Annotated in this window: 20 protein-coding genes and 1 riboswitch; of the genes, 8 read left to right on the top strand and 12 right to left on the bottom strand. The window is 69.8% G+C overall.

The genetic code is table 11. The features are described from left to right. The first annotated feature begins 96 nt into the window (after positions 1-96). Entirely contained in the window at positions 97-1,506 is a 1,410-nt protein-coding gene (locus OHA03_RS18755; protein ID WP_267004970.1) for an LCP family protein, read from the top strand. A gap of 375 nt (positions 1,507-1,881) precedes the next feature. Here the strand turns inward: OHA03_RS18755 and OHA03_RS18750 are convergent, their stop codons facing one another. Then, positions 1,882-2,859 (bottom strand): hypothetical protein, encoded by a 978-nt coding sequence (locus OHA03_RS18750; RefSeq protein WP_267004969.1) that lies wholly within the window; start codon positions 2,857-2,859, stop codon positions 1,882-1,884. Positions 2,860-3,611: 752 nt separating this feature from the next. Between OHA03_RS18750 and OHA03_RS18745 the strand changes: the two genes are divergently transcribed. The 4 genes from OHA03_RS18745 to OHA03_RS18730 all read left to right on the top strand — a co-directional run bounded on the left by OHA03_RS18745 (position 3,612) and on the right by OHA03_RS18730 (position 7,749). Continuing rightward, positions 3,612-3,959, top strand: coding sequence for a hypothetical protein (locus OHA03_RS18745; protein ID WP_267004968.1), 348 nt, complete (start codon positions 3,612-3,614; stop codon positions 3,957-3,959). Positions 3,960-4,277: 318 nt separating this feature from the next. Continuing rightward, entirely contained in the window at positions 4,278-5,999 is a 1,722-nt protein-coding gene (locus tag OHA03_RS18740) for an NAD-dependent malic enzyme (RefSeq protein ID WP_267004967.1), read from the top strand. A gap of 339 nt (positions 6,000-6,338) precedes the next feature. Then, positions 6,339-6,776, top strand: a complete 438-nt coding sequence (locus OHA03_RS18735; protein ID WP_267004966.1) for a cupin domain-containing protein — start codon at positions 6,339-6,341, stop codon at positions 6,774-6,776. A 241-nt stretch (positions 6,777-7,017) separates the two neighbouring features. Further along, the gene (locus tag OHA03_RS18730) at positions 7,018-7,749 is read left to right on the top strand and encodes an SDR family oxidoreductase (RefSeq protein WP_267004965.1); all 732 of its coding nucleotides are present in this window, start codon (positions 7,018-7,020) and stop codon (positions 7,747-7,749) included. Positions 7,750-7,763: 14 nt separating this feature from the next. On the opposite strand, the gene OHA03_RS18725 is transcribed toward OHA03_RS18730, so the two are convergent. The 3 genes from OHA03_RS18725 to OHA03_RS18715 all read right to left on the bottom strand — a co-directional run bounded on the left by OHA03_RS18725 (position 7,764) and on the right by OHA03_RS18715 (position 10,507). Further along, on the bottom strand, positions 7,764-8,351 hold the full coding sequence (locus OHA03_RS18725; RefSeq protein ID WP_267004964.1) for a hypothetical protein: 588 nt from the start codon (positions 8,349-8,351) through the stop codon (positions 7,764-7,766). A gap of 66 nt (positions 8,352-8,417) precedes the next feature. After that, positions 8,418-9,008 carry a TetR/AcrR family transcriptional regulator gene (locus tag OHA03_RS18720; RefSeq protein WP_267004963.1) on the bottom strand — a complete coding sequence of 197 codons (591 nt, stop codon included), beginning with the start codon at positions 9,006-9,008 and terminating at the stop codon, positions 8,418-8,420. Continuing rightward, positions 9,005-10,507, bottom strand: a complete 1,503-nt coding sequence (locus OHA03_RS18715) for an MFS transporter (protein ID WP_267004962.1) — start codon at positions 10,505-10,507, stop codon at positions 9,005-9,007. The genes OHA03_RS18720 and OHA03_RS18715 overlap by 4 nt, the downstream gene beginning before the upstream one ends. Before the next feature lie 194 nt (positions 10,508-10,701). On the opposite strand from OHA03_RS18715, the gene OHA03_RS18710 reads away from it, so the two are divergent. Next, positions 10,702-11,004 carry a hypothetical protein gene (locus tag OHA03_RS18710; protein ID WP_267004961.1) on the top strand — a complete coding sequence of 101 codons (303 nt, stop codon included), beginning with the start codon at positions 10,702-10,704 and terminating at the stop codon, positions 11,002-11,004. A 139-nt stretch (positions 11,005-11,143) separates the two neighbouring features. On the opposite strand, the gene OHA03_RS18705 is transcribed toward OHA03_RS18710, so the two are convergent. Then, on the bottom strand, positions 11,144-12,538 hold the full coding sequence (locus OHA03_RS18705) for a DUF445 domain-containing protein (protein ID WP_267004960.1): 1,395 nt from the start codon (positions 12,536-12,538) through the stop codon (positions 11,144-11,146). 152 nt (positions 12,539-12,690) lie between these two features. Here OHA03_RS18705 and OHA03_RS18700 point away from each other — a divergent pair, with 152 nt between their 5' ends. After that, on the top strand, positions 12,691-13,944 hold the full coding sequence (locus OHA03_RS18700) for an SGNH/GDSL hydrolase family protein (RefSeq protein ID WP_267004959.1): 1,254 nt from the start codon (positions 12,691-12,693) through the stop codon (positions 13,942-13,944). 66 nt (positions 13,945-14,010) lie between these two features. On the opposite strand, the gene OHA03_RS18695 is transcribed toward OHA03_RS18700, so the two are convergent. The 4 genes from OHA03_RS18695 to OHA03_RS18680 all read right to left on the bottom strand — a co-directional run bounded on the left by OHA03_RS18695 (position 14,011) and on the right by OHA03_RS18680 (position 17,469). Continuing rightward, positions 14,011-14,670, bottom strand: coding sequence for a DUF1707 domain-containing protein (locus OHA03_RS18695; protein WP_267004958.1), 660 nt, complete (start codon positions 14,668-14,670; stop codon positions 14,011-14,013). A gap of 102 nt (positions 14,671-14,772) precedes the next feature. After that, a complete protein-coding gene (locus tag OHA03_RS18690; RefSeq protein ID WP_267004957.1) occupies positions 14,773-15,753 on the bottom strand; it encodes an ATP-binding cassette domain-containing protein in 981 nt (326 codons plus the stop codon). Between the two features lie 32 nt (positions 15,754-15,785). Next, positions 15,786-16,676 (bottom strand): ABC transporter permease, encoded by an 891-nt coding sequence (locus tag OHA03_RS18685; RefSeq protein ID WP_267004956.1) that lies wholly within the window; start codon positions 16,674-16,676, stop codon positions 15,786-15,788. Then, positions 16,669-17,469: an ABC-2 family transporter protein gene (locus OHA03_RS18680; protein ID WP_267004955.1), complete on the bottom strand. Its 801-nt coding sequence runs from the start codon at positions 17,467-17,469 to the stop codon at positions 16,669-16,671. The genes OHA03_RS18685 and OHA03_RS18680 overlap by 8 nt, the downstream gene beginning before the upstream one ends. A 191-nt stretch (positions 17,470-17,660) precedes the next feature. Here OHA03_RS18680 and OHA03_RS18675 point away from each other — a divergent pair, with 191 nt between their 5' ends. Further along, positions 17,661-20,036, top strand: a complete 2,376-nt coding sequence (locus OHA03_RS18675; protein WP_267004954.1) for a transglycosylase domain-containing protein — start codon at positions 17,661-17,663, stop codon at positions 20,034-20,036. Between the two features lie 18 nt (positions 20,037-20,054). Here the strand turns inward: OHA03_RS18675 and OHA03_RS18670 are convergent, their stop codons facing one another. The 3 genes from OHA03_RS18670 to OHA03_RS18660 form a co-directional block, all read right to left on the bottom strand. Next, complete coding sequence (locus OHA03_RS18670) at positions 20,055-20,375, bottom strand: multidrug efflux SMR transporter (RefSeq protein ID WP_030971037.1); 321 nt, start codon at positions 20,373-20,375, stop codon at positions 20,055-20,057. A 39-nt stretch (positions 20,376-20,414) separates the two neighbouring features. Continuing rightward, positions 20,415-20,481: riboswitch (guanidine-III (ykkC-III) riboswitch) on the bottom strand. Between the two features lie 58 nt (positions 20,482-20,539). Then, a complete protein-coding gene (locus tag OHA03_RS18665; protein WP_030923137.1) occupies positions 20,540-20,878 on the bottom strand; it encodes a co-chaperone GroES in 339 nt (112 codons plus the stop codon). 55 nt (positions 20,879-20,933) lie between these two features. Next, positions 20,934-21,254 (bottom strand): DUF3618 domain-containing protein, encoded by a 321-nt coding sequence (locus tag OHA03_RS18660; protein ID WP_267004953.1) that lies wholly within the window; start codon positions 21,252-21,254, stop codon positions 20,934-20,936. Positions 21,255-21,379: the final 125 nt, after the last annotated feature.

Below are 21,379 nucleotides of genomic sequence, written 5' to 3'. Positions count from 1 at the left end.
CGTTCGAAACGATCGTATAAAGTCCGGTGCTCGACATCGGGCGTCTGGTGTCCGGTCACGCCGGGTGGTCGGGGCGGGGCGCGGGGGGCGATTCACATGGGTGGGACACGCGGACGAAAGAGTGCTCCGGCGGCCGGGCGCTCGCGCAGGCGAGCGGGCGGGAAGTCGGACGGGCTGACGCGGCGGGGCCGGATCGTTGCCTGGACCGCCGGTATCGGCGCCGTGTGCGTCCTCGGCGCCGGCGGTGCCGGTGCGTGGATCTACAACGACCTCGACGGCAACATCCACGGCGCCCACCTCGACGGCAAGCTCGGCGACGACCGCCCGGAGAACCTCAGTCCCGGGTCCCGGAACATCCTGGTCGTGGGCTCAGACAGCAGGTCCGGGGCCAACGCCCGCTACGGCGGCATGGAGGGGGGCACCATGCACTCCGACACGCTGATGGTCCTGCACATCCCCGCGAACCGGAAGTGGGCCGCGGTCGTGTCCATACCCCGCGACTCCTGGGTGCGAATACCGACCTGCGACAAGGGCGACGGTACGACCTCCGAGGTCCATCACTTCAAGATCAACGAGGCGTTCTCGCTCGGCGGCACAGGCGGCGAGGTGGCCGACGCCGCCGCTTGCACCATCAAGACGATCGAAGCCAATACCGGTCTGCGCATCGACAACTTCATGTCGGTCGAATTCCAGGGGTTCAAGGGCATGGTCAACGCCCTGGACGGCGTAGAGGTCTGCCCTGAGCAGGCCATCCACGACAAGAAGGCCCACCTCGATCTGGAGGCCGGCTGCCAGACGATCAGGGACGAGAAGGCGCTCGGCTACGTGCGTGCCCGCTACAGCGTGGGCGACGGCTCCGACACCGGACGCATCGGCCGCCAGCAGGAGTTCATGTCGGCGCTGGCCGAGAAGGCCAAGTCGAAGATCACCGACCCCGTCGCCCTCTACAAGTTGCTGCAGTCCCTCACCAAGTCCCTCACCACGGACGACGAACTGGCCGGTGCGAAGGCGCTCACCGGCCTCGCGTCCGAGCTGAAGGGCATCCCCGAGAACCGGTTGACGTTCCTCACCGTTCCCAGCTACCCGCGCGAAGCCGACGTCCCGACGGACAAGGCCAATGTGGTGTGGCAGTACCCGCAGGCCGCCACCGTGTTCACCGCCCTGGCCAAGGACAGGGAGATCGACAAGAAGCGCCTGGAGGCGGACGCGAAAGATCCGCTGTACGCGTCCTCCGTGCACGTGCGTGTCCTCAACGGATCGGACACCGGGGGGAAGGCCGCCGCGGTCGCCGAGAGACTGCGCGAGGCCGGGTTCACCGTCACGGGCACCGGCAACGCGCCGCACGCCGGCCGCACCACGGTCACCTATCCCCCGGGCCTCGCCGACCGGGCCGCGGTCCTCGCGTCCCAGGTACCCGGCGCGCACGCTGTCGAGGACGCCGCCGCCCCGGCGGGCGAGGTCACCCTGGTGGCCGGCGCCGAACTGGACGTCGACGACCTGCGATAGGGCACCACATCGAGAGACCGAGCGAGCTGTGCTTCCGCGTCTGCGACAGGACGCGGGAGTACGGACTCCGCGTCCGTACCGGATGCCGTCGTGCTGCGGCGGAACCAACGGTGCTGCCGGCCGCGGATTCGCCCGCTGACGTCGACGCCGACAATCGAGCGCACGATCTCGTGGCTGTCCGGCTACCGCAGACTCAGCCCCCGCTACGAACGCAACCCCCGCAACTACCTGGCTTTTCTCGGCCTTGCACGCCGCCGCGTCAATGTCCTCTGGGCCCTCCTCCGCGACGGACGGTGCTACGAGCCCACGCCGCCCGTCGCTCTCGCGGCTTGACAGACGGCATTAGGAATCGATGGCACAGGACACCCTCGTTCTCTACTCTCCGCCGGGGCTCGACTGAGTCACCCCGATCTTCGCGAACCGTTCGCGCCACGGGATGCCATCAGGCTCTGGTGCGGGGGCGCCGTAGAAGGTCGCGCATGCCGCGGCCTGGCGGCACGGGGCGCATTCCGTCTCCTCTCCCAGGGGGCGGAAGACGTGTTCCTCACCGGGCGAGGAGCAGACGACCAGGGCGGCGGGCGACGGGAGTTGGGGCAGCGGGGGCGGGGCCGGGTCCGCGGGGAGCTTCTGGATGAGGCGGTAGCGCAGGAAGCCGAACGCCGAGCGCACGCCGTCTTCCGGGCGTTCGGCGAGCAGCGCCCGTCTCAGGTCGGACTCGCTCAGGCCGCGCTCCAGCCACTTGACCGCCTCCACGGCCAGTGCGCGGGCCTCGCGCACTCCCAGGTGCAGTTCGCGACGGGTGTGGCGCAACGAGAGCAGGACCCGTTCCGCGCAGGCCAGTTGGTGGGAGTCGGCCGGTCTCGGCGTCGATTCGGGTTCCCGGTCCGTCGTCGGCCGGGCTTCGGAGGGTGGGTGGGGAGTGGTCTTATCACTGTGGTCTTCTACGGGTTTACAGCCACCGACCGTCCGGGTGGCCGGTTCGCCGACCGTCGGAATCTGCGTACTCGGTGGCGAGGTGGTGGGCGGGGCCCCTCGCAGATGTTCTGCCTGCTCATCCGTCAGAGGAGTGTTCGCGACCAGCTGTTCGGTGATCCAGCGGCCTCGGCCGCCCTGGGTCCGCCATTCGTATACGTACCCGTGCGCGACCAGTTGTTCCTTCGCCTTCTGGTACGCGCGACCCTTGATGCCCAGTTTCCGGGCGAGTTCGCTCAGGGGCCTGCAAGGGGTGTCTTCGGGAAGGCCCTGGACGTACAGGAGGAGGATCTTCGCGTCACTGCTCAGACGCGGATGGCGCACGACATCGTGCGATGCCTTCGTGAAGCGCCGGGACGGGGCGATAGCATGACGCAGCATTTCCGGTGGTTCCTGTCCACTGGTGATGAAGGCCCTCGGATGGTGTTGGCGCACCGCCGGGGGCCGCCCTATGCGCGCGCTTGCACACAGAGCGTGAGGATTTCGTCACCGTACCGCACCATCGCCATCTCCCACCATGCGAACGGGACTTCGAGTCACGCCCTCGGTGTGGGTCAGGCGAACCAGAGCGAGCTGTGCCGGTGGTTCGCAGGCGGCACGTCCACCATGTCCGCGACAGTGAGCGCGAGTTCGCCACCGGCGGTGTTCACCAGGCGCCGGATGATTCCCAACTGCGTGCGGAGGCGTTGTCGGGCCCGGCCTTCCTCCAGGGCGGACTATCGCGCGATCCCGCGGTCGCGGTTGTGGCGGGGGAAGCGGTAGACGTCCACCTGCTGTCGGACAGCGCGGGGCCGGGGCCGGTGGGAGTGGTGCGCCGCCTCGGCAAAGCACCGGGCGCTGCCAGTTCTCTCTCGTGCTGTGGCGTGTGGTCGTGTACGCGCTGCCGCCCTGCCGGCGCGGCACCTTCCGGACGGCATCGAAACCGCCCGGGTCCTCGACGCGCCCACCCAACTCTTCACCCGAACGGCCCCCACGAGCGCGACGAAGCGGGAAGTGACCCACATGGCCGTCGGCAGAACCGATTCGGCTGTTCACTTCCGAGTGACGGAGGCGCGCGCTCCGCAATAACCGCAGGTCACCGGGACAGATTGAAGCGGAACATATTCCTCCGTATCTCACAAGGAGTGCCCTTCATGCGCCTTCGTACCACCGTCGCTGCTGCCCTCGGCGCGCTCGCGCTCGTCGTGACGCTGCCGAGCTCGGCCAGTGCATCCGTCGGAGTCTTCGCCTACAGGTACACCGGTCTCGACGGCACCCCGCAGATTGCCGAGCTGGTCGACCCGCCGAGCGGAGAGTGCGTCACGCTGCCCGAGGTGGCCGACCCCAACTCGTCGAACCCCGCCGACTCTCCCTGGAACTTCACCGCCTCGACCGCCACCGTCTTCACCGGCCCCGACTGTGACGGCGACGACTTCTCCCTCCGTCCCTTCGGCGGTCACGCCTCCGAGCGGTTGAAGCTCCGGTCCGTCGTCTTCAGCTGATCCCGGCCCCGATTGATCCCGGCCCCGGTCCTGATCCTCTACGTCACCGCCGCCCGCCCCGGTACGCGTCGCATCCCGCTCGTACCGGGGCGGGGTCACGTGCAGGGTCTGTCGCCCTCGGCGACGGGGGCGTCCCGGTACCCCGCGACGGCGGTGATGCTGCCGGGGTCGTCCAAGGCCGATGGAATGCCGGCTCGGTCGACGCTCATAGGGAAGCAGGACGTCGCCGATGGACGTCCGGCCTTTCTCCGGTGGCGCCATTGGGGTGAGCGGATGGAACATGGCAATGCGACGAGGGCCGACGACGGGAGACCGCTCATGGGCACCCATTGGATCGCCGGGGAACACCGCTTCGAGACCACCGCGACGGGCCGGGCCGTACTCGCCGATCCACGGCTCAACCGCGGCACGGCCTTCACCCAGGAGGAACGCGCGACCCTGGGCCTGGTGGGCCTGGTGCCGTCGCAGACCCTCACCCAGGACCAGCAGGCGGGGCGCGCCTACGCGCAGTACTGTTCGCAGCCCAGCGACCTCGCCAAGAACGTCTATCTGACCGGCCTGCACGACCGCAACGAGGTGCTGTTCTACCGGCTCGTCGGCGACCACCTAGGCGAGATGCTGCCGATCGTCTACACCCCGACCGTCGGCACCGCGATCGAGCGCTACAGCTACGAGTTCCGCCGCCCGCACGGAATCTATCTCTCCGTGAACGCCCCCGAGGAGATCGAGGGCGCGCTGCGCGGCTCCGGCCTCGGGGCCGGCGATGTCGATCTGATCGTGGCGACCGACGGTGAGGCGATCCTGGGCATCGGCGACTGGGGCGTCGGCGGCATCGACATCTCCGAGGGCAAACTCGCCGTCTACACCGCGGCCGGCGGGGTCGACCCCAACCGCACGCTCGCAGTCATGCTGGACGTCGGCACCAACCGGCAGCAACTGCTGGAGGACCCCCTCTACCTGGGCAACCGCCATCCGCGCGTGGACGAGAAGGCGTACGACGCCTTCATCGATGCGTACGTGACCACCGCGAACCGGCTCTTCCCCGACGCGCTGCTGCACTGGGAGGACTTCGGCACCGCCAACGCCCGCCGCATCCTGGACCACTACCGGGACCGGGTGTTCACCTTCAACGACGACGTCCAGGGCACCGGCGCCGTCAATCTCGCCGCCGTGCTGTCCGCGACAGAGGCCAGCGGCATGGCGATGACCGACCACCGCATCGTCGTCTTCGGCGCCGGAAGCGCCGGCACAGGTATCGCCGACCAGTTCCGCGACGCCCTGGTGGCCGACGGGCTGTCGGAGGAGGAGGCCGACCGCCGCTTCTGGGCCGTGGACCGGTACGGCCTGCTGACCGACGACCAGGACGGCCTGCGCGACGCCCAGATCCGCTACGCCCGTCCGGCGGCCGAGGTGGCCGGCTGGGAACGGGACGCGCAGCACAACGGCGTCGCCCTCGCCGAGGTGGTCCGCCGGGTCCGGCCGACGGTGCTGATCGGCACCTCCGGTCAGGGCGGTGCCTTCACCGAGCAGGTCGTACGGGAGATGGCCGCCCACTCCCGGCGGCCGGTCATCCTGCCGATGTCCAATCCGACGCCGCTGGCCGAGGCCACCCCCGCCGACCTGCTGGAATGGACCGACGGGCGGGCGCTGGTGGCCACCGGCAGCCCCTTCGAACCGGTCGAGTACCGGGGCGTGACGTATCTGATCGGTCAGGCGAACAACGCGCTGATCTTTCCCGGGCTGGGCCTGGGTGCCATCCTCGCCCGCGCCACCCGTGTCACCGACGGCATGCTCGTCGCCGCCGCCCACGCGGTGGCCGGACAGGTCGACGGGAGTACGCCGGGCGCGCCCGTCCTCCCGCTGCCCGACGCGCTGCGCGCGACCTCCGCTGCGGTGGCGGGAGCGGTCGGCCGCGCCGCGGCCCACGACGGCGTCGCCCGCACGGAGGTCGACGACGGCTTCGGCAAGCTGGTGCGGGACGCCATGTGGCAGCCGGTCTACCCGGAGATCAGAGCCATCCGCGACGCCGGAGAATCCTGACCGAGGTCCGCGTGAATGCGCGCCACACCATCAGGCTGCTGCGGTGCGGGGCCTGCTCGTCCTGCCCTGCACCGGCTGAGCCCGGCCCGGCCGCGCCCGAGCAGGCAGGCCGGCCCGCCGAGATCCTCGACCGTGTCACGCTCCTGGCTCAAGGCGGGTCACTGTTTCACCGCGATGATCCTGGTCGGCATGGCATGGCACCCGGTGGCGGCCTCGGCCCCGCTGAGCCGACGTCACATGCGCTCCTGACGGTGCCCGAGCCGTGCATCGGGCGACAGGCGACACGTACGGGCCGGTGCGAGACTGAGCCGTGCAGCCCAGGCCACTGGAGGCTTCACCATGTCGAGCAACGAGCCCGCGAACACAGGGCAGGAACCACGGTCCGAAGCGTGGAAGACCGCGCTGACCGTGCTGCAGACGGCCAAGCCGCCGTTCGTCCCGGAAGGGGCCGAGGTGATGACCGTTCTCGTCGAATTCCCCCCGGGCGATCCGGGCACACCTCCGCACCGGCATTCGGGGCCGGCATTCGGCTACATGCTGGAGGGGGAGATGCTTTTCGAGCTCGAAGGTGAGCCGGAGCGTGTGATCAAGGCCGGGGAAACCTTTTGGGAGCCCGGCGGCGATGTAATCCACTATCAGGACGGAAACAACCGAACGGACTCCCGGAGCCGTTTCCTCGTGACGATGATGTGCGCGCCGGGCCAGCCCATGCTTACCCTGGTCGACGACGAGGAGCTGGCACAGCGTAAGGACCGGCGCGCTCCGCGGCCTGCGTGACCGCGGTCGTCCGGGCCGCGAACCGCGAACTGGTTCCCGGACGCCGGCAAATCGGCCGGGCTGATGACCCACCGCGCGATCGCATCGCGGTGAAGAAGAAATCGTCGGCCCATTGCCGGAGAGTGAAGCGAAGAAGGGGCACCGGTCCCGATTTCGGACTCGCTGTCAGTGCCCTTTCCCTCCCCAGTGCGCCATCGGGGCTCCAGAGAGCCATGCAGTGGTGCGCGACGAAAGGTGACCCATGAAGTTCGCTGTAATGGGCGGTACCGGCCGGATCGGGTCGCAGGTCGTGAAGAAGCTGAACGCGGCGGGACACGAGGCCGTGCCGCACTCGCTGTCCACAGGTGTCGACGTCATCACCGGCCAGGGCCTGGACCAGGCGGTGGCCGGCGTCGATGTCGTCGTCAACCTGACGAACTCCCCGACCTTCGACGACGCCTCCCCGGCGTTCTTCCAGACCTCGATGGACAACCTCCTGGCCGCCGCCCGGAAGGGCGGGGTGGGCCATGTCGTCATCCTGTCGATCGTCGGCGTGGACCAGGTTCCGGGCCTCGACTACTACCGGGCCAAGGTCCTCCAGGAAAACATCCTCAAGGCCGGGTCGATCCCCTACTCGATCGTCCGCGCCACTCAGTTCATGGACTTCATGGATTCGGTTCTGGCCATGACCACTGAGGGCGACACCGTCCGGCTGCCCACCACCCCGATCCAGCCGATCGCCGCCCAGGATGTCTCCGACACTGTCGCCGAAGTCGCTGCCGGTACCCCTCTGAACGGCATCCTGAACGTCGCCGGGCCGGACGTCTTCCCTCTCGACGAACTCGGCCGGATCACCCTGAACGCTCGCCCCGACGGTCGCAGTGTCGTCACCGACGACACCGCCGGCATGTTCGCCGCCGCCCACGGTGACGTCCTCACCGCCAAGGGCGATGTCCGTATCGCCCCCACCCATTACGCCGACTGGCTCTCCTGAATGACGCGGCTCCGTCAGCGGTAGTCCTCCGGGTGGCCCTGCATCCACGTGTTGATGCGGTCGCGCGTGCCGAACAGCTCGGAGCGGTGCTTCTCGAGGTTCTCCGTGGAGGTGTCGCCCTTCAGCGTCCTGTCCAGGGTGGTCATCCAGGCCACGGGCTCCTTGAAGTGCCCCGGCTCCTTCGGATACGCCTTCATCGACGCCTCCAGGCCCGCCAGTTCGTCGTGGACCCGGCCCAGGACGTAGGCGCAGTTGCCCGTGCCCGGGGTGCAGGTGTCGTTCAGGGTCGCCTGCAGGGTGGCGAACGCATCGCGGACCTGCGCGGGCCTGCTCGCGGGTTTGTCGGAGGACATTCGGGCGGCGTCCTCCGCATCGACCGACGCCTGGGCGTCCGCTTCCGCCTGCGCCTGCGCCGCCCGGGACGCGGCCGCCGCATTCGCCGACGGCGCCACGTACGGAACGTCGCCACCGGGTCCGTCCGACGTCTCGACGCTGCTGCAGCCCATCAGACACGCGCCCAGCAGCACGGTCAGCCCGGCGGCGGCACGCATGCGGGTACGGGCACGGGTGGTACGTCGGGCACGGATGGTACGGACAGACATGAGGCCCCCTCGTCGATTGGCCCAGACCATACCGCCATGGTCGGCCCTCCGCGCCGCCCGGCGGCCTCAGCCCGTGATCAGGGTCTGGAGCGCCGGCGCGTACAGATCGGCGAGGTGTTCGGGGGTGGCAAGTGAACCCGCGCCCTCGCGGTGCAGGCTCAGTGTGGCGCCGAGGCCGAGCAGGTGGCCGGCGATCAGCTCGGCGCGCAGGGTGCGTTCACGGCCGGGGAGGCGGGCGATCAGCGCCTCGGTGACCTGCTCGTGGAAACGGTCGCGCAGCAAGGAGCGTTCGTCCTGGTTGCCCAGGGAGAACACGACGCGCAGGAGCGGGTCCGACTTCAGCTCGCGCCTGCGGCGCACGAGAGTCACCACCATGTGACGGCCCAGCATGTCGAGCGGGGCGTCGAAGAGTTCCTCGGCGGCCGGGCCGAAGTCGGCGACGGTGTTGAAGAGTTCTTCCTTGCGGCCGAAGTGCTTCACGACCAGGGAGGGGCTGACTCCGGCGTCTGCGGCGATCCCCCGGATGGTCACCTCGGCGTACGGGCGCTGGGTGAAGGCCCGCCGCGCCGCGCGCAGGATCGCGTCCCGGCCCGTGCCCTGGTCGGCGGGGACCGGGGACGGCGAAGGGGCCGGAACGGCGGCCCGGCTGCCGGTCATGCGCCCTCCTCGATCGGGATCGTCCGCACACCGCCCTTGCGGTCGTTGCGGTTCTCTCCGACCGTACCTGCCTCAGGTGTACGGCTGCCGGGCAGGAACAGCGTGACCGTCAGCGCCAGCAGTGCCGCGCCCGCCGCGATCAGGAAGACGACCTGGTAGGCGTGGAGCGTCGGGGCCGTCCGGCCGCCGGCCTGGAACGTGATGTTGGCGAGGACCGCCGCCACCGTCGCACTGCAGAAGGCCTGTCCGATCGACCTCATCAACGTGTTGAGGCCGTTGGCCGCACCCGTCTCGCTGACCGGGACCCCGCGCATCACCAGGGCAGGCAGCGCCGAGTACGCGATGGCCGTGCCCGAGGCGACAACCGTCGCACCGGCGATGATCAGCCACAGGCTGTGGCTGGTGAAGTACCGCACCACATAGCCGACGGCGATGATCCCCGCCGCCAGCGCCAGGCTGACCTTCGGCCCGTACGTCGCCGAGATCCGGGCCGACACCGGCGAGAGCGCCACCATCGCCACACCGCCCGGCAGCAGGCAGAGCCCGCTGACGACGAGCGAGGCGCCGAGTCCGTAGCCCGTCGCCTTCGGTTCCTGCACCATCTGCGCGGTGACCAGCGAGTTCGCGTAGAAGGCGAAGCCGATCAGCAGGGCGGCGACGTTGGTGAGCAGGACGGCCGGGCGGGCCGAGACCCGCAGGTCGACCATGGGCGTCGGCACGCGGAGCTCGTACGCGCCCCAGAGCAGCGCCACCGCCACGGCCGCGACGAGCAGGCCGACCGTGCGCGTCGACGTCCAGCCCCAGTCGGCGCCCTGCGTCACCGCGAGCAGCAGGCAGACCAGGGCCGCGGACAGACCCAGCGCGCCGACGGCGTCGAACCGGCCGCGGGTGCGCAGCGGGGACTCCGGTACGCAGCAGAGCACCAGCACGATGTCGATGAGGCCGATCGCACCCGACACCCAGAACATCGTGTGCCAGTCGAAGTTCTCGACGACGAGCGCCGCGACCGGCAGACCGACGGCCGCACCGATGCCGAGCGTCGAACTCATCAGGGCGACCGCGGAGAGGACCCGCTCGGGCGGGAGTTCGTCGCGCAGGATGCTGATGCCCAGCGGTACGACGGCGAGCGCGGCGCCCTGGAGGGCGCGGCCGGTGATGAGTACGCCGATGTGGGAGCTGACCGCGCACAGCACCGAGCCCATCACGAGGACCGCGAGCGATGCGACGAGCACCCGCCGCTTGCCGTACATGTCGCCGACCCGGCCCAGGACGGGCGTGAAGACGGCTCCGGTGAGGAGGGTGACGGTGACCAGCCAGCTCGCGGCGGTGGGGGTCGCGCCGGTGAGGGCCGGGATGTGCGGGAGAAGCGGGACGACGATCGTCTGCATGACCGCGACCACGACGCCGCAGAACGCGAGGACGCCCACGGCGAAGCGGGGGTGGTGCGGGGTCCGGGTCTGCCCGGTTGCCCCGTCGGGGGCGGATATGTCCGCGGACATGCATTCTCCGTACGGTGCTCGGCGGTGGTGCCGGTGGCGGAAGCCTGAGGGGGGTGTACATGCGTTCACCCCCAAGGTAAACGCATGTACACCCCCTCCGGCAACCTGAGGTCCGCCCGCCGCATTAGCCTCGGAAGCCGAGAAGAGCCGGACAGCGAGAAGAACCGGCCGGCGAGAAGGCGAAGGTGGCGGCTATGGCGAAGGTTCCGGCAGCGGCAGTGGCGGCAAGCGGACTGGTCGGCGGGTACGCGATCGCACGTTGGACCAAGAAGCGGCCACTGGGCGGCGTCGCGCTGGCCGCCGCGGGGTCCGTCGCCGCGTACGAGTGGAACCGGCAGGCCGGACCCCGCGCGGCCACCGCTCTGACCACGGCGTACGTCGCCGCGTTCGCCGGATCGCACCCGCTGGCCAAGAAGCTCGGCGCCTGGCCGGCCGTCTTCACCGTGGCGGGCACGGTCGCCGCCGCGTCATGGGCGGTCACCCGCCGCGCGGCCTGAGAAATTTCTCCCGCGAGGCCCATGGAACGCTGAACGCGAGGGCGGCGGGGCGCGTATTCAAGAGCACTCCCCCGCGTAAGCCGGGTGCGTACCCGTACGACAGGCCGGGTACGCACCCGGAACCCTCGCAGGGGCGTTGTTACGCGCCGAACGCCCGCGACACCGTATAGATCAGCAGCCCCGCCAGCGCACCCACCACCGTGCCGTTGATTCGGATGAACTGCAGGTCACGGCCGATGTGCGCCTCGATCTTCTTCGATGTCTGGTCCGCGTCCCAGCTCGCGACCGTGTCGCTGATCAGCGAGGTGATCTCCGTGCGGTACGTCGTGACGACATACACCGCCGCGTCCTCCAGCCAGCCCTCCAGCTTCGCCTGGAGCCGGCCGTCCGTCGCCAGCCGCGCCCCCAGCGACATCAGCGAGGCGCGCGCCCGCAGCCGCAGCTCGCTCTGCTCGTCCTCCGCAGCCGTGATGATCATCGTGCGGACGGACGACCAGGCCGATGCGATGACGTCCTGGACCTCGCGGCGCCCCAGGATCTCCGACTTCAGCCGCTCCACCCGCGCCCGGGTGTCCGAGTCGGTCTGGAGGTCGGCGGCGAAGTCCGTCAGGAACGTGTCGACCGCGTAGCGCGCCGGATGCTCCGGCATGTCCCGCATCTCGGTCACGAAACGCAGCAGCTCCTTGTAGACCCGCTCCCCCACCCGCTTGTCGACGAACCGTGGCGTCCAGCCCGGCGCCCCGCCCTGCACCGCGTCCAGCACCGAGTCGCCGTGCAGGATCAGCCAGTCGTGCGCGCGTACGCAGATCAGGTCCACGACCCTGCGGTGGCCGCCGTCCGCGACGATCGTCTCCAGCATCTTGCCGAGACCGGGGCCGACCTCCACCGCGTTTGCCCGCCGGGTGATCGCCTCACCGACCACGGCCTGTACGTCGGAGTCGCGCAGGACCGTCAGCGCACCGCGCAGCGCGGTCGCCAGCTCGGCCGTCACCCGGTCGGCGTGGTCCGGCTCCGCCAGCCAGGCGCCGAGCCGGCCGCCGATGCCGAGAGCGTGTATCCGGCCGCGTACGACATCGCCCGAAAGAAAATTTTCCCCTACGAAGGAACCCAATGAGGCTCCGAGCTGGTCCTTCTTGGTAGGGATGATGGCGGTGTGCGGGATCGGCAGGCCGAGCGGACGTTTGAACAGCGCCGTGACGGCGAACCAGTCGGCCAGCGCACCCACCATCCCCGCCTCGGCGGCCGCGGCGACGAAGCCCGGCCAGCCGCCCACACCCGCGTTCTTCGCCCAGGTGGCGAGGACGTACACGAGCGCGACAAGCAGGAGGAGGCCGGTGGCCGTGGTTTTCATGCGGCGTACGCCACGCCGCTTCTCCTCGTCGGCGGCCGTGTACGCGAAGGAGGCGAGGGGCGAGTGGTGTACGGGAGCGGAGGCTGCCGTGCCGGAGCTCCCGTCCGCGCCGCCCAGCGCCCGTGCGGGCTCGACCGGTCCCCCGCCCGGCTCGTCCGACTTGGTCCGCTCGATCCGTTCCATCCGCTCCACCCGTCCGCGTACACGTACGCATCGCCCCGGTGCCCCGTACGCATTGTCCTTACCTGACCTACTCCCGGGCCGCATGTCGAGTTCCCCCGCGCCCTGCTTCATCATGAGATCAGCCCGCACCACCACGAGGAGACACTCCGCCCATGCCCAGGCGCCACGGACCCGCCCTGCTCACAGCCCTCGTGGCGGGCACCGCCGCGCTCGCCGCGATCGTGGCGTTCGCCGGATCCGCACTGTTCTCCGGTGGCGGGTCCAAGCAGGTCGGCACGGAGTCGGTGGCCCGTACGCCCGCTGCGCCGGCCCACTCCACCGGTGTCTGGATCGGCACCTGGGCCGGGGCTCCGACGGCCGGTGTGGCGGACACGTACACCGATGACGACCTGACCCGGCGCACCATCCGTAACGTCGTGCACACCAGCATCGGCGGCGACGCGGCCCGCATCACCCTCTCCAACCTCTTCGGTACGCGTCCGCTGCTCGTCGATCAGGCCACGGTGAACACCCGGCCCGTCTCCTTCCGCAGCGCCCCGTCCGTCACGATCCCGGCGGGCGGACAGGTCGTCAGCGACCCGGTCGTCGTCCCTGTCGCCCCCGACGCCGATCTCGTCGTCACCCTGCGCACGCCCACCGCCGACGGTCCCGTCACCATCCACCCGAACAGCCACCAGACCTCGTACGTGGCGGACAGACACGGCACGTGGCGCAGCAACCTGTGGCGCTACCTCACCGCCGTGGACGTCCGCAACAAGGCTGCCGCGGGGGCGATCGTCGCCATCGGTGACTCGCTGACCGCGGGCACTGGGTCGACCCTCGACGCCAACAGCCGCTGGCCCGATGTCCTCGCCGACCGGCTTCGCGGCCGGTACGCGGTGGTCAACCAGGGCATCGCCGGCAACCGCATCCTGCGCGACGGGCAGGGCTACGGGCAGATATACGGGCAGCGGGCGAGCGCCCGCTTCGACCGGGATGTGCTGGGCGTCGCCGATGTGAAGACCGTCATCATCGCGCTCGGCGTCAACGACGTGCAGCAGTTCCCGCAGGAGCGGGACCCGCAGCGGATCGCGGACGCGCTCAGGGCCATGACGGAGCGCGCCCACGACCGCGGGCTGCACGTCGTCGGGGCCACACTGATGCCGTTCGAGGGTTCCCTCGCCTGGACGCCCGCCCGGGACGCCGTACGGAATCAGGTCAACGCGCTGATCCGGGCGGGCGGCATCTTCGACGAGGTCGTCGACTTCGACCGGGTGGTACGCGACCCGTACCGGCCGAGCCGGCTCCTCCCGGAGTTCGACTGCGGCGACCATCTGCATCTCAACGACAACGGATATCTGCGACTGGGACACCAGGTGGATCTGCGGACCCTGCACCAGAACAGGCCGGCGTCCGACCAGCTCTGACCGGAGCGATGGGCCCGGTGCGCCCGGAGCCGGGCACACCGCCGTGTCCCCGTCGCCGGACGGGCCCTAGTCCTCCCCCGAGCCCTTCTTCAGTTGCCGGGCACGCTCCCGTTCCTTCTCCGCCTTCGTCCGCTTGCGCTCCACATCGACCCCGCCCATCAGCGCGAAGCCGGTGACCCGCACCCGCGGCGAGCCCGGCGAGGGGATGCCCTCGCCCGACGCCCGGTCGCCGAAGCCGCCCATGATGCCGATGCCCCTGACCTCGACATCCAGCTCCGGCGGGACCGTCACCTGCATCCCGCCCATGATCGTGAAGCAGCGGACGACGACCTCACGGTCCTCGAAGCGGGCCTCGCGCAGATCGATCTCGCCGCCGCCCCACATCGCGAACGCGGTGAACTTCCGGGCCACCGTCCACGTGCCCTTTCGCCTGAAGCCGCCCCAGAAGGCGAACGCCCCCGTCGAGGTGGCGGGGCCGCCGACACGTGCCGCCCAGTCGACCCCCGTCGAACCCGTCCGTGCGGGCGAGCCTCCCGGACCCGCCGGTGCCACCACCCCGCCCGGCGCCGGAAGGTCACGGACCAGCGGCTCCAACTCACCGTGCGTACGGGCCTTGTAGGTCGCGTCGAGCCGCTGCTCGAACTCCTCCATCTGCAGCCGTCCCTCAGCCACCGCCTCGCGCAGTACCTCGGCGACACGCTCACGCTCGGCATCGGAAGCACGCATGTCCGGATGTTCGCTCGTCATACCGCGCAGCCTATTGAACGCATCCGCCCACGTCACCGATCCGGCTGCCGTCAACGACAATTGACGCTGCCTCAGATCTCTCTACACACTGCCGACCGACGCGTACATCCTCGCGATCACGGCCTCGATGTCCGGCTCCCGCACCGACAGGTCCACCAGCGGATACTCCGCGGCGATCCGCGCCACCAGCGGCGCCGCCGATCCGGACGCGGGGAACGCCAGCCACTGCCGCGGCCCCTCCACCTTCACCGTACGCACCGAAGGCTCCGACTCCAGCCGGATCGCCGGGAGTTCTCGCTCCAGGTCGACGACCAGGGTGCGTTCGCTCGCGCCGATCTCGTGCAGTCCGGCGAGCGCCCCGTCGTACATCAGACGGCCGTGATCGATCACCATCACCCGCCGGCAGAGCTGCTCGATGTCCGTCAGATCATGCGTGGTGAGCAGCACCGTCGTGCCCCGCTCGGCGTTCAAGTCGCGAAGGAAGCCACGGACCTTTGCCTTGGAGACCACATCGAGGCCGATCGTCGGCTCGTCCAGGTACAGCACCTCCGGGTCGTGCAGCAGCGCCGCCGCGATATCGCCGCGCATCCGCTGCCCGAGCGACAGCTGCCGCACCGGTACGTCCAACAGCTCGCCCAGATCGAGGAGTTCGACGCAGCGGTCCAGGTTCTCCCGGTAGCGACCGTCCGGGATCCGGTACATCCGGTGCACCAGCCGGTACGAGTCACGCAGCGGCAGGTCCCACCAGAGCGTGGTGCGCTGACCGAAGACCACACCGATCCGGTGCGCCAGCCTCGTACGCTCCCTGGACGGGTCGATGCCCGCGACCCGCAGCCGGCCGCCGCTCGGGGTGAGGATGCCGGTCAGCATCTTGATGGTGGTCGACTTGCCCGCGCCGTTCGGGCCGATGTAGCCGACCATCTCGCCGCGCGGCACGCGGAAGCTGATCCCGTCGACCGCGCGGACCTCGCGGCGCTCACTGCGCAGGAAGCCCGTCCTGCGGCGCACGTCGAAGACCTTCTCGACGTTGTCGAGCTCGATGAAGTCGGTATCCGTGTCCATGCCCATGTCCGATGCCCTCGTTCTCCCGCTGGTCAACTTCCCGTGCTCCGGTACGAGCGCAGGCCCGCCCGCCACGCCGTCCCCGCGATCACCCAGCACACCGCCGCCACCACCGGAGGCAGAAACGCCACCCACTCCGGCAGCCCCAGCGGGTAGTCCCGGCCCAGCACATACAGCGCGGGCAGCCAGTTCACGAAGGCCAGCGGCACGACGAACGTCACCCCGCGCACCAGATCCTTGGCGAAGATCGTCGGCGGGTACTGGAGCAGCGTGTTCCCGCCGTACGTGAAGGAGCTCTGCACCTCGGCGGCGTCCTGCGCGAAGAACTGGAACGCCGCCCCGCACACGAACACCGCCCCGAAGATCGCTGCCCCGGTCAGCAGCATCAGCGGCACCATCGCCACCCGCAGCGGTGTCCAGTCGATGTCCAGCGTCGCCAGGGCGTACCCGAACACCAGCAGCCCCTGCGTGATCCGCCCCAGCCTGCGCAGCGCGAACCGGTCCGCCGCCACCTGGGCCAGCACCGGCACTGGGCGCACCAGCAACGTGTCCAGCGTGCCGTCCCGGACCCGGCGGCCCAGCCGGTCCATCGACCCCAGCACCAGATCGGCCAGGCCGAACGCGGTGCCAGAAGCCCCGTACAGCAGGGCGATCTCCGGCAGCGTGTAGCCGCCCAATTCGTCGACGTGCGCGAACATCAGCATGATCGCGACGAAGTCGAAGCCGGTCGCCGCGAAGTTCCCGAGCGTCGTCATGACGAACGAGGCCCGGTACGCCATCGTCGAGCGCAGCCACATCGAGGCGATCAGCCCGTACGCACGGACCCCCTCGACCAGCCTCGACCGTTCGGCGAACGCCACCTCGGGCGCCTCGACGCCCCCTCCGGCCTCCGCCGCCTGCGCCGGCTGTGCAAGCTCAGCCACCCTGGACCACCACCCTCCGCGTCGCCACCGACTGCACCAGCCGCCCCGCCAGCAGCAGCGCCAGCGCCCAGCCGCCCTGGAACGCGAACGCCTCCACCAGCCCCCACCCCGTGTGCTTGCCGAGGAACACATCGGCCGGCACCTGCAGCAGCGCCGACCACGGCAGTGCCCGCGCCACCTCCCCCAGCAACCCCGGGAACAGCGTCAGCGGAAGCAGCATCCCGGAGAAGAACAACCCCGCCAGAAAGGCGATCTGCGACGCGCCCGCCCCGTCCATCAGCCAGAACGCGGAGAGCGCCACCAGATAGCGCACCGCGAAACTGACCACCACGCCGAGCGTCACCGAGACCAGATACGCCAGCCAGATCCCCGGCGAGGTGGGCAACGCCAGCGGGAAGGCGAGCGCGCCCAGCACCATCGGTGCGATGCCGCGTGCCATCAGCTGATACGCCGCGCGCCCCAAGTCCCCGGCCAGCCACCACATTTGAAGATCGACCGGCCGATAGAGATCGATCGCCACATCGCCGGTACGGATCCGCTCCATCAGCTCGTCCTCGAAACCGCCGCCCATCATGGCGCACGTCGCCAGCAGCGCCTGGCCCAGCCACACATAGGTGAGCGCCTGGGACATGTCGTAACCGCCGAGCTGCGGCCGCTCGTCCCACAGGGCCATATAGGTGTACGCCAGGATGAAACCGAAGACGGTGTTGGTGAACACCCCTGCCGCCGTCGCGATCCGGTAGGTGGCATAGCGCCGGAACCCGCCCGCCGCGACCACCGCGTACAGCCGCACCTCAATCGCCCCCGCACTCGTTCGCACTCGGACGCCCAACGGCGCCGGGCACCAAAGCGCACGACCCTAGTCCAGCAGAAGCGGCCGCCGCGACCGCTTTTCGGCCCTCCCTCCGGAGGTCGATCCGGCGCTTATTGCACAGAAAAGTGCAGTATGGGGGAACTGACCGCGGCCGAGGAGTCTTCACCGACATGAGCGACGAGCCACAGCAGCAGAGCGGGGATCCCGGCAACGGGAACCGGCCCCCGAAGGACCTCTCTGCCGGCACCGGCGCACCCGCAGGCCAGGCGGCCGCGCCCGGAGGGAAGACGGGGCGCACCGGCCGGCCCAGGCGAACCGGCTGGCGCCGGGCCGTCCCCACCTGGCGGGCCGCACTCGCCACGCTCCTGGTGATCGCCCTGCTCCTCATCGGCGGCTTCATCGCCGGATACCAGCTCGTCGGCATCCCCCCCGCCAACCCCACCGCCACCGCGCAGTCCAACGTCTATCTCTACAAGGACGGCACCGTCATCGCCCGCGACGGCGACGTCAACCGGCAGAACATCCAGCTCGCCCAGGTCCCCCTCCCCGTCCAGCACGCCGTCCTTGCCGCCGAGGACCGCAACTTCTACTCCGAGCGCGCCGTCGACATCAAAGCCATGTTCCGGGCCGGCTGGAACACCCTCACCGGCAAGGGCAGGCAAGGCGGTTCGACCATCACCCAGCAGTTCGTGAAGAACTACTACCTGGGCCAGGAACAGACCGTCATCCGCAAGATCAAAGAGTTCTTCATCGCGATCAAACTCAACCGCGAGGTGAGCAAGGACCACATCTTCGAGGGCTACCTCAACACCAGCTACTTCGGCCGCAACGCCTACGGCATCCAGGCCGCCGCCCAGGCGTACTACGGCAAGGACATCGGCGACATCACCACCGCCGAAGGCGCGTACCTCGCCTCCCTGCTCAACGCCCCCAGCGCGTACGACGTCGTCGTCCACCCCGAGAACAAGGCGGCGGCCGTCGCCCGCTGGCACTACGTACTCGACGGCATGGTCAAGGAGAACTGGCTCAGCGCAGCCGACCGCGCCACCATGCAATTCCCCGTGCCGGACAAGGTGAAGAGATCAACCGGCCTCTCCGGACAGCGCGGGTACATCGTCCAGGCCGTCAAGGACTACCTCACCGCCCACCAGATCATCGACGACAAGACGCTGGCCACCGGCGGCTACCGGATCACCACCACGCTGGAGAAGAAGAAACAGAACGCCCTCGTCGAAGCCGTCGACGACAACGTCATGTCGCAGACGAGCGACGAGCGCACGGCCGACCGCAACGTCCGCGTCGGCGGCGCCTCCATCGACCCCGCGAACGGCCGGGTCGTCGCCATGTACGGCGGCATCGACTACACCAAGCAGTACGTCAACAACGCGACCCGCCGCGACTACCAGGTCGGCTCCACCTTCAAACCGTTCGTCTTCACCTCCGCGGTCGCCAACGGCTCCAGGACCCAGGACGGCCGGCGCATCACCCCCAACACCGTCTACGACGGCACCAACCGGCGCATGGTCCAGGGGCCGAACGGACCCACCGGCTACGCCCCCGCCAACGAGGACGACGTCAGCTACGGCCCGATCACCGTCCGTATGGCCACCGACAAGTCCGTCAACGCCGTCTACGCGCAGATGGCCGAGGACGTCGGCCCCGACATCGTCAAACAGACCGCCATCGACCTCGGCATCCCCAAGAACACCCCCGACCTCACCGCATCGCCGTCCATCGCGCTCGGTACCGCCACCGCCAGCGTCCTCGACATGACAGGGGCGTACGCGACCCTCGCCAACCACGGCAGGCACACCACGTACACCCTCGTCGACAAGGTCAGCAAGGACGGCGAGGACCTCCCCCTCCCCGACCGGACCACCGAGCAGGCCGTCAGCCGCGAAGCCGCCGACACCACCACCTCGATCCTGCAGAGCGTCGTCGAAAACGGCTCGGGAACCGCAGCCCAGGCAGCCGGCCGCCCCGCCGCCGGCAAGACCGGCACCGCCGAGGAGGACAAGGCAGCCTGGTTCGCCGGCTACACCCCCGACCTCGCGACCGTCATCGCCGTCATGGGCCAGGACCCCGACACCGGGGTGCAGAAACCGCTGTACGGAGCACTCGGCCTGTCCCGGGTCAACGGCGGCGGCGCGCCCGCCCAGACCTGGGCCCAGTACACCGGCGCCGCGCTGCAGGGCACCAGCGTTCAGGACTTCGACCTCACCCTCGAACGCGGCGCCGAGGAACCGTACCTGCCGACCGGCGAAGCCACCGAACCGACCGACACCGGCACCCCGTCCGCGACGCCGTCGGACATGCAGCCGAGCAGCCCGGCCATCCCGCCCACCGTCCCCACCGACAGCGAACCCGCCTTCCCGCCGGAGCCGCCCGCCGACGAGCCGCCCAGCGAATTCACGGACACCGGCGGAGGGGACAACGGCGGAGAGGACAACGGCGGCATCGACGACTTCTTCCCGCGCGGCGCGGGCGGCGCCCGCCCGGCCCCGGCATCGACCCCGGACCCCGAATCGGACCCGGACCGCCAGTGAATCCGGCCGACCGACGGCTCAGTGCCCCGAGGTCGCCTTCAGCCCCACCACGGCCACCAGCAACAGACACACGAAGAAGACCCGGGCGGCGGTCACCGGCTCATGCAGCACCACCATGCCCAGCACCGCCGCCCCCGCCGCACCGATACCGACCCACACGCCGTACGCCGTACCGATCGGCAGCGACTTCGCCGCCTGCGACAACAGCACCATGCTGGCCACGATCCCGAATCCGGTGAACACACTCGGCCACAGCCGGGTGAACCCGTCGGTGTACTTCATCCCGATCGACCAGCCCACTTCCAGCAGACCGGCCACAGCAAGCAGAACCCACGCCACGACGGCACCTCCGACACACACAGACACACGGACATCACGGGTGCGTCGTCTTTGCGGAAGCCCGGTACGGCGCGTCTCGTCGGGGTCCCACCAACATAGCAAAGAACAAGCAAAAGGCCTGGTGACGGCTGTCACCAGGCCTTACGTCGGGCACATCGGGAGAGCTACAGATACAGCCCGGTCGAATCCACCGAACCCTCGAACCGGTCCGCAGCCACCGCGTGCAGATCCCGCTCCCGCATCAGCACATACGCCACACCGCGCACCTCGACCTCCGCACGGTCCTCGGGGTCGTACAGCACCCGGTCGCCCGGCTCCACCGTCCGCACGTTCTGGCCGACCGCGACCACCACGGCCCAGGCCAGTCGACGACCGACCGCAGCCGTCGCCGGAATCAGGATGCCGCCGCCCGAACGCCGTTCGCCCTCGGGCGTATCGGACCGGACCAGCACGCGGTCATGCAGCATACGAATGGGCAGCTTGTCGTCGGTGTTCTCGCTCACGACCCGAAACCTACCTGTCCACAGCCGCGCCGCACGCCCCCGGGGGTCAGCCTTCTCAGCGCTTCTTGCGCCGCGCCGACGCCACAACCAGTCCGATCACACCCACCGCCAGCAACGCCACCGGAATCACCCGCTCCAGACGCGGCGCGCCGTCCTCCGACACAAACTGCGCCTTCACATCGGACACCGTCCGATTCACCGCGACATACGCCCGCCCGGCCGTCCGGTCGGCGGCCTCGACAGCCTTGGCCTTCGCATCGCCGATGATCGTCTTCGGGTGCACCCGCACCCCGATCTCATCGAGCACCACCGCAAGCTGCTCACGCCTGCTGATGATGTCCGCCTCGATCTGCGCAGGGGTCCTGGCATCCGACACTGCGCCGCCTCCGTGGTCGTCGTCCGGTAAACCTTCATCGACAGTCTGTCAGCTCGGCCGCCCGCACACCCGGCGGCACCCCTATTACCCTCGGTCCCGTACACCCCACATGCCCTTGAGGAGAA

Origin of the sequence: Streptomyces sp. NBC_00154 (genome assembly GCF_026342835.1) — a bacterium.
Classification (GTDB): domain Bacteria; phylum Actinomycetota; class Actinomycetes; order Streptomycetales; family Streptomycetaceae; genus Streptomyces.
Note: the sequence above shows the minus strand (reverse complement) of the source record. Positions and strands in the feature narration are given on the sequence as shown.

Excerpts from the sequence above, each read along its gene's own strand:
- OHA03_RS18725 (WP_267004964.1), bottom strand. The coding sequence starts at position 8,351 with ATGTCTGTCCGTACCATCCGTGCCCGACGTACCACCCGTGCCCGTACC.
- OHA03_RS18750 (WP_267004969.1), bottom strand. The coding sequence starts at position 2,859 with ATGCTGCGTCATGCTATCGCCCCGTCCCGGCGCTTCACGAAGGCATCG.
- OHA03_RS18705 (WP_267004960.1), bottom strand. The coding sequence starts at position 12,538 with ATGGAACGGATCGAGCGGACCAAGTCGGACGAGCCGGGCGGGGGACCG.
- OHA03_RS18710 (WP_267004961.1), top strand. The coding sequence starts at position 10,702 with ATGGCGAAGGTTCCGGCAGCGGCAGTGGCGGCAAGCGGACTGGTCGGC.
- OHA03_RS18730 (WP_267004965.1), top strand. The coding sequence starts at position 7,018 with ATGAAGTTCGCTGTAATGGGCGGTACCGGCCGGATCGGGTCGCAGGTC.
- OHA03_RS18720 (WP_267004963.1), bottom strand. The coding sequence starts at position 9,008 with ATGACCGGCAGCCGGGCCGCCGTTCCGGCCCCTTCGCCGTCCCCGGTC.
- OHA03_RS18700 (WP_267004959.1), top strand. The coding sequence starts at position 12,691 with ATGCCCAGGCGCCACGGACCCGCCCTGCTCACAGCCCTCGTGGCGGGC.
- OHA03_RS18715 (WP_267004962.1), bottom strand. The coding sequence starts at position 10,507 with ATGTCCGCGGACATATCCGCCCCCGACGGGGCAACCGGGCAGACCCGG.
- OHA03_RS18755 (WP_267004970.1), top strand. The coding sequence starts at position 97 with ATGGGTGGGACACGCGGACGAAAGAGTGCTCCGGCGGCCGGGCGCTCG.
- OHA03_RS18745 (WP_267004968.1), top strand. The coding sequence starts at position 3,612 with ATGCGCCTTCGTACCACCGTCGCTGCTGCCCTCGGCGCGCTCGCGCTC.
- OHA03_RS18690 (WP_267004957.1), bottom strand. The coding sequence starts at position 15,753 with ATGGACACGGATACCGACTTCATCGAGCTCGACAACGTCGAGAAGGTC.
- OHA03_RS18735 (WP_267004966.1), top strand. The coding sequence starts at position 6,339 with ATGTCGAGCAACGAGCCCGCGAACACAGGGCAGGAACCACGGTCCGAA.
- OHA03_RS18695 (WP_267004958.1), bottom strand. The coding sequence starts at position 14,670 with ATGCGTGCTTCCGATGCCGAGCGTGAGCGTGTCGCCGAGGTACTGCGC.
- OHA03_RS18740 (WP_267004967.1), top strand. The coding sequence starts at position 4,278 with ATGGGCACCCATTGGATCGCCGGGGAACACCGCTTCGAGACCACCGCG.
- OHA03_RS18675 (WP_267004954.1), top strand. The coding sequence starts at position 17,661 with ATGAGCGACGAGCCACAGCAGCAGAGCGGGGATCCCGGCAACGGGAAC.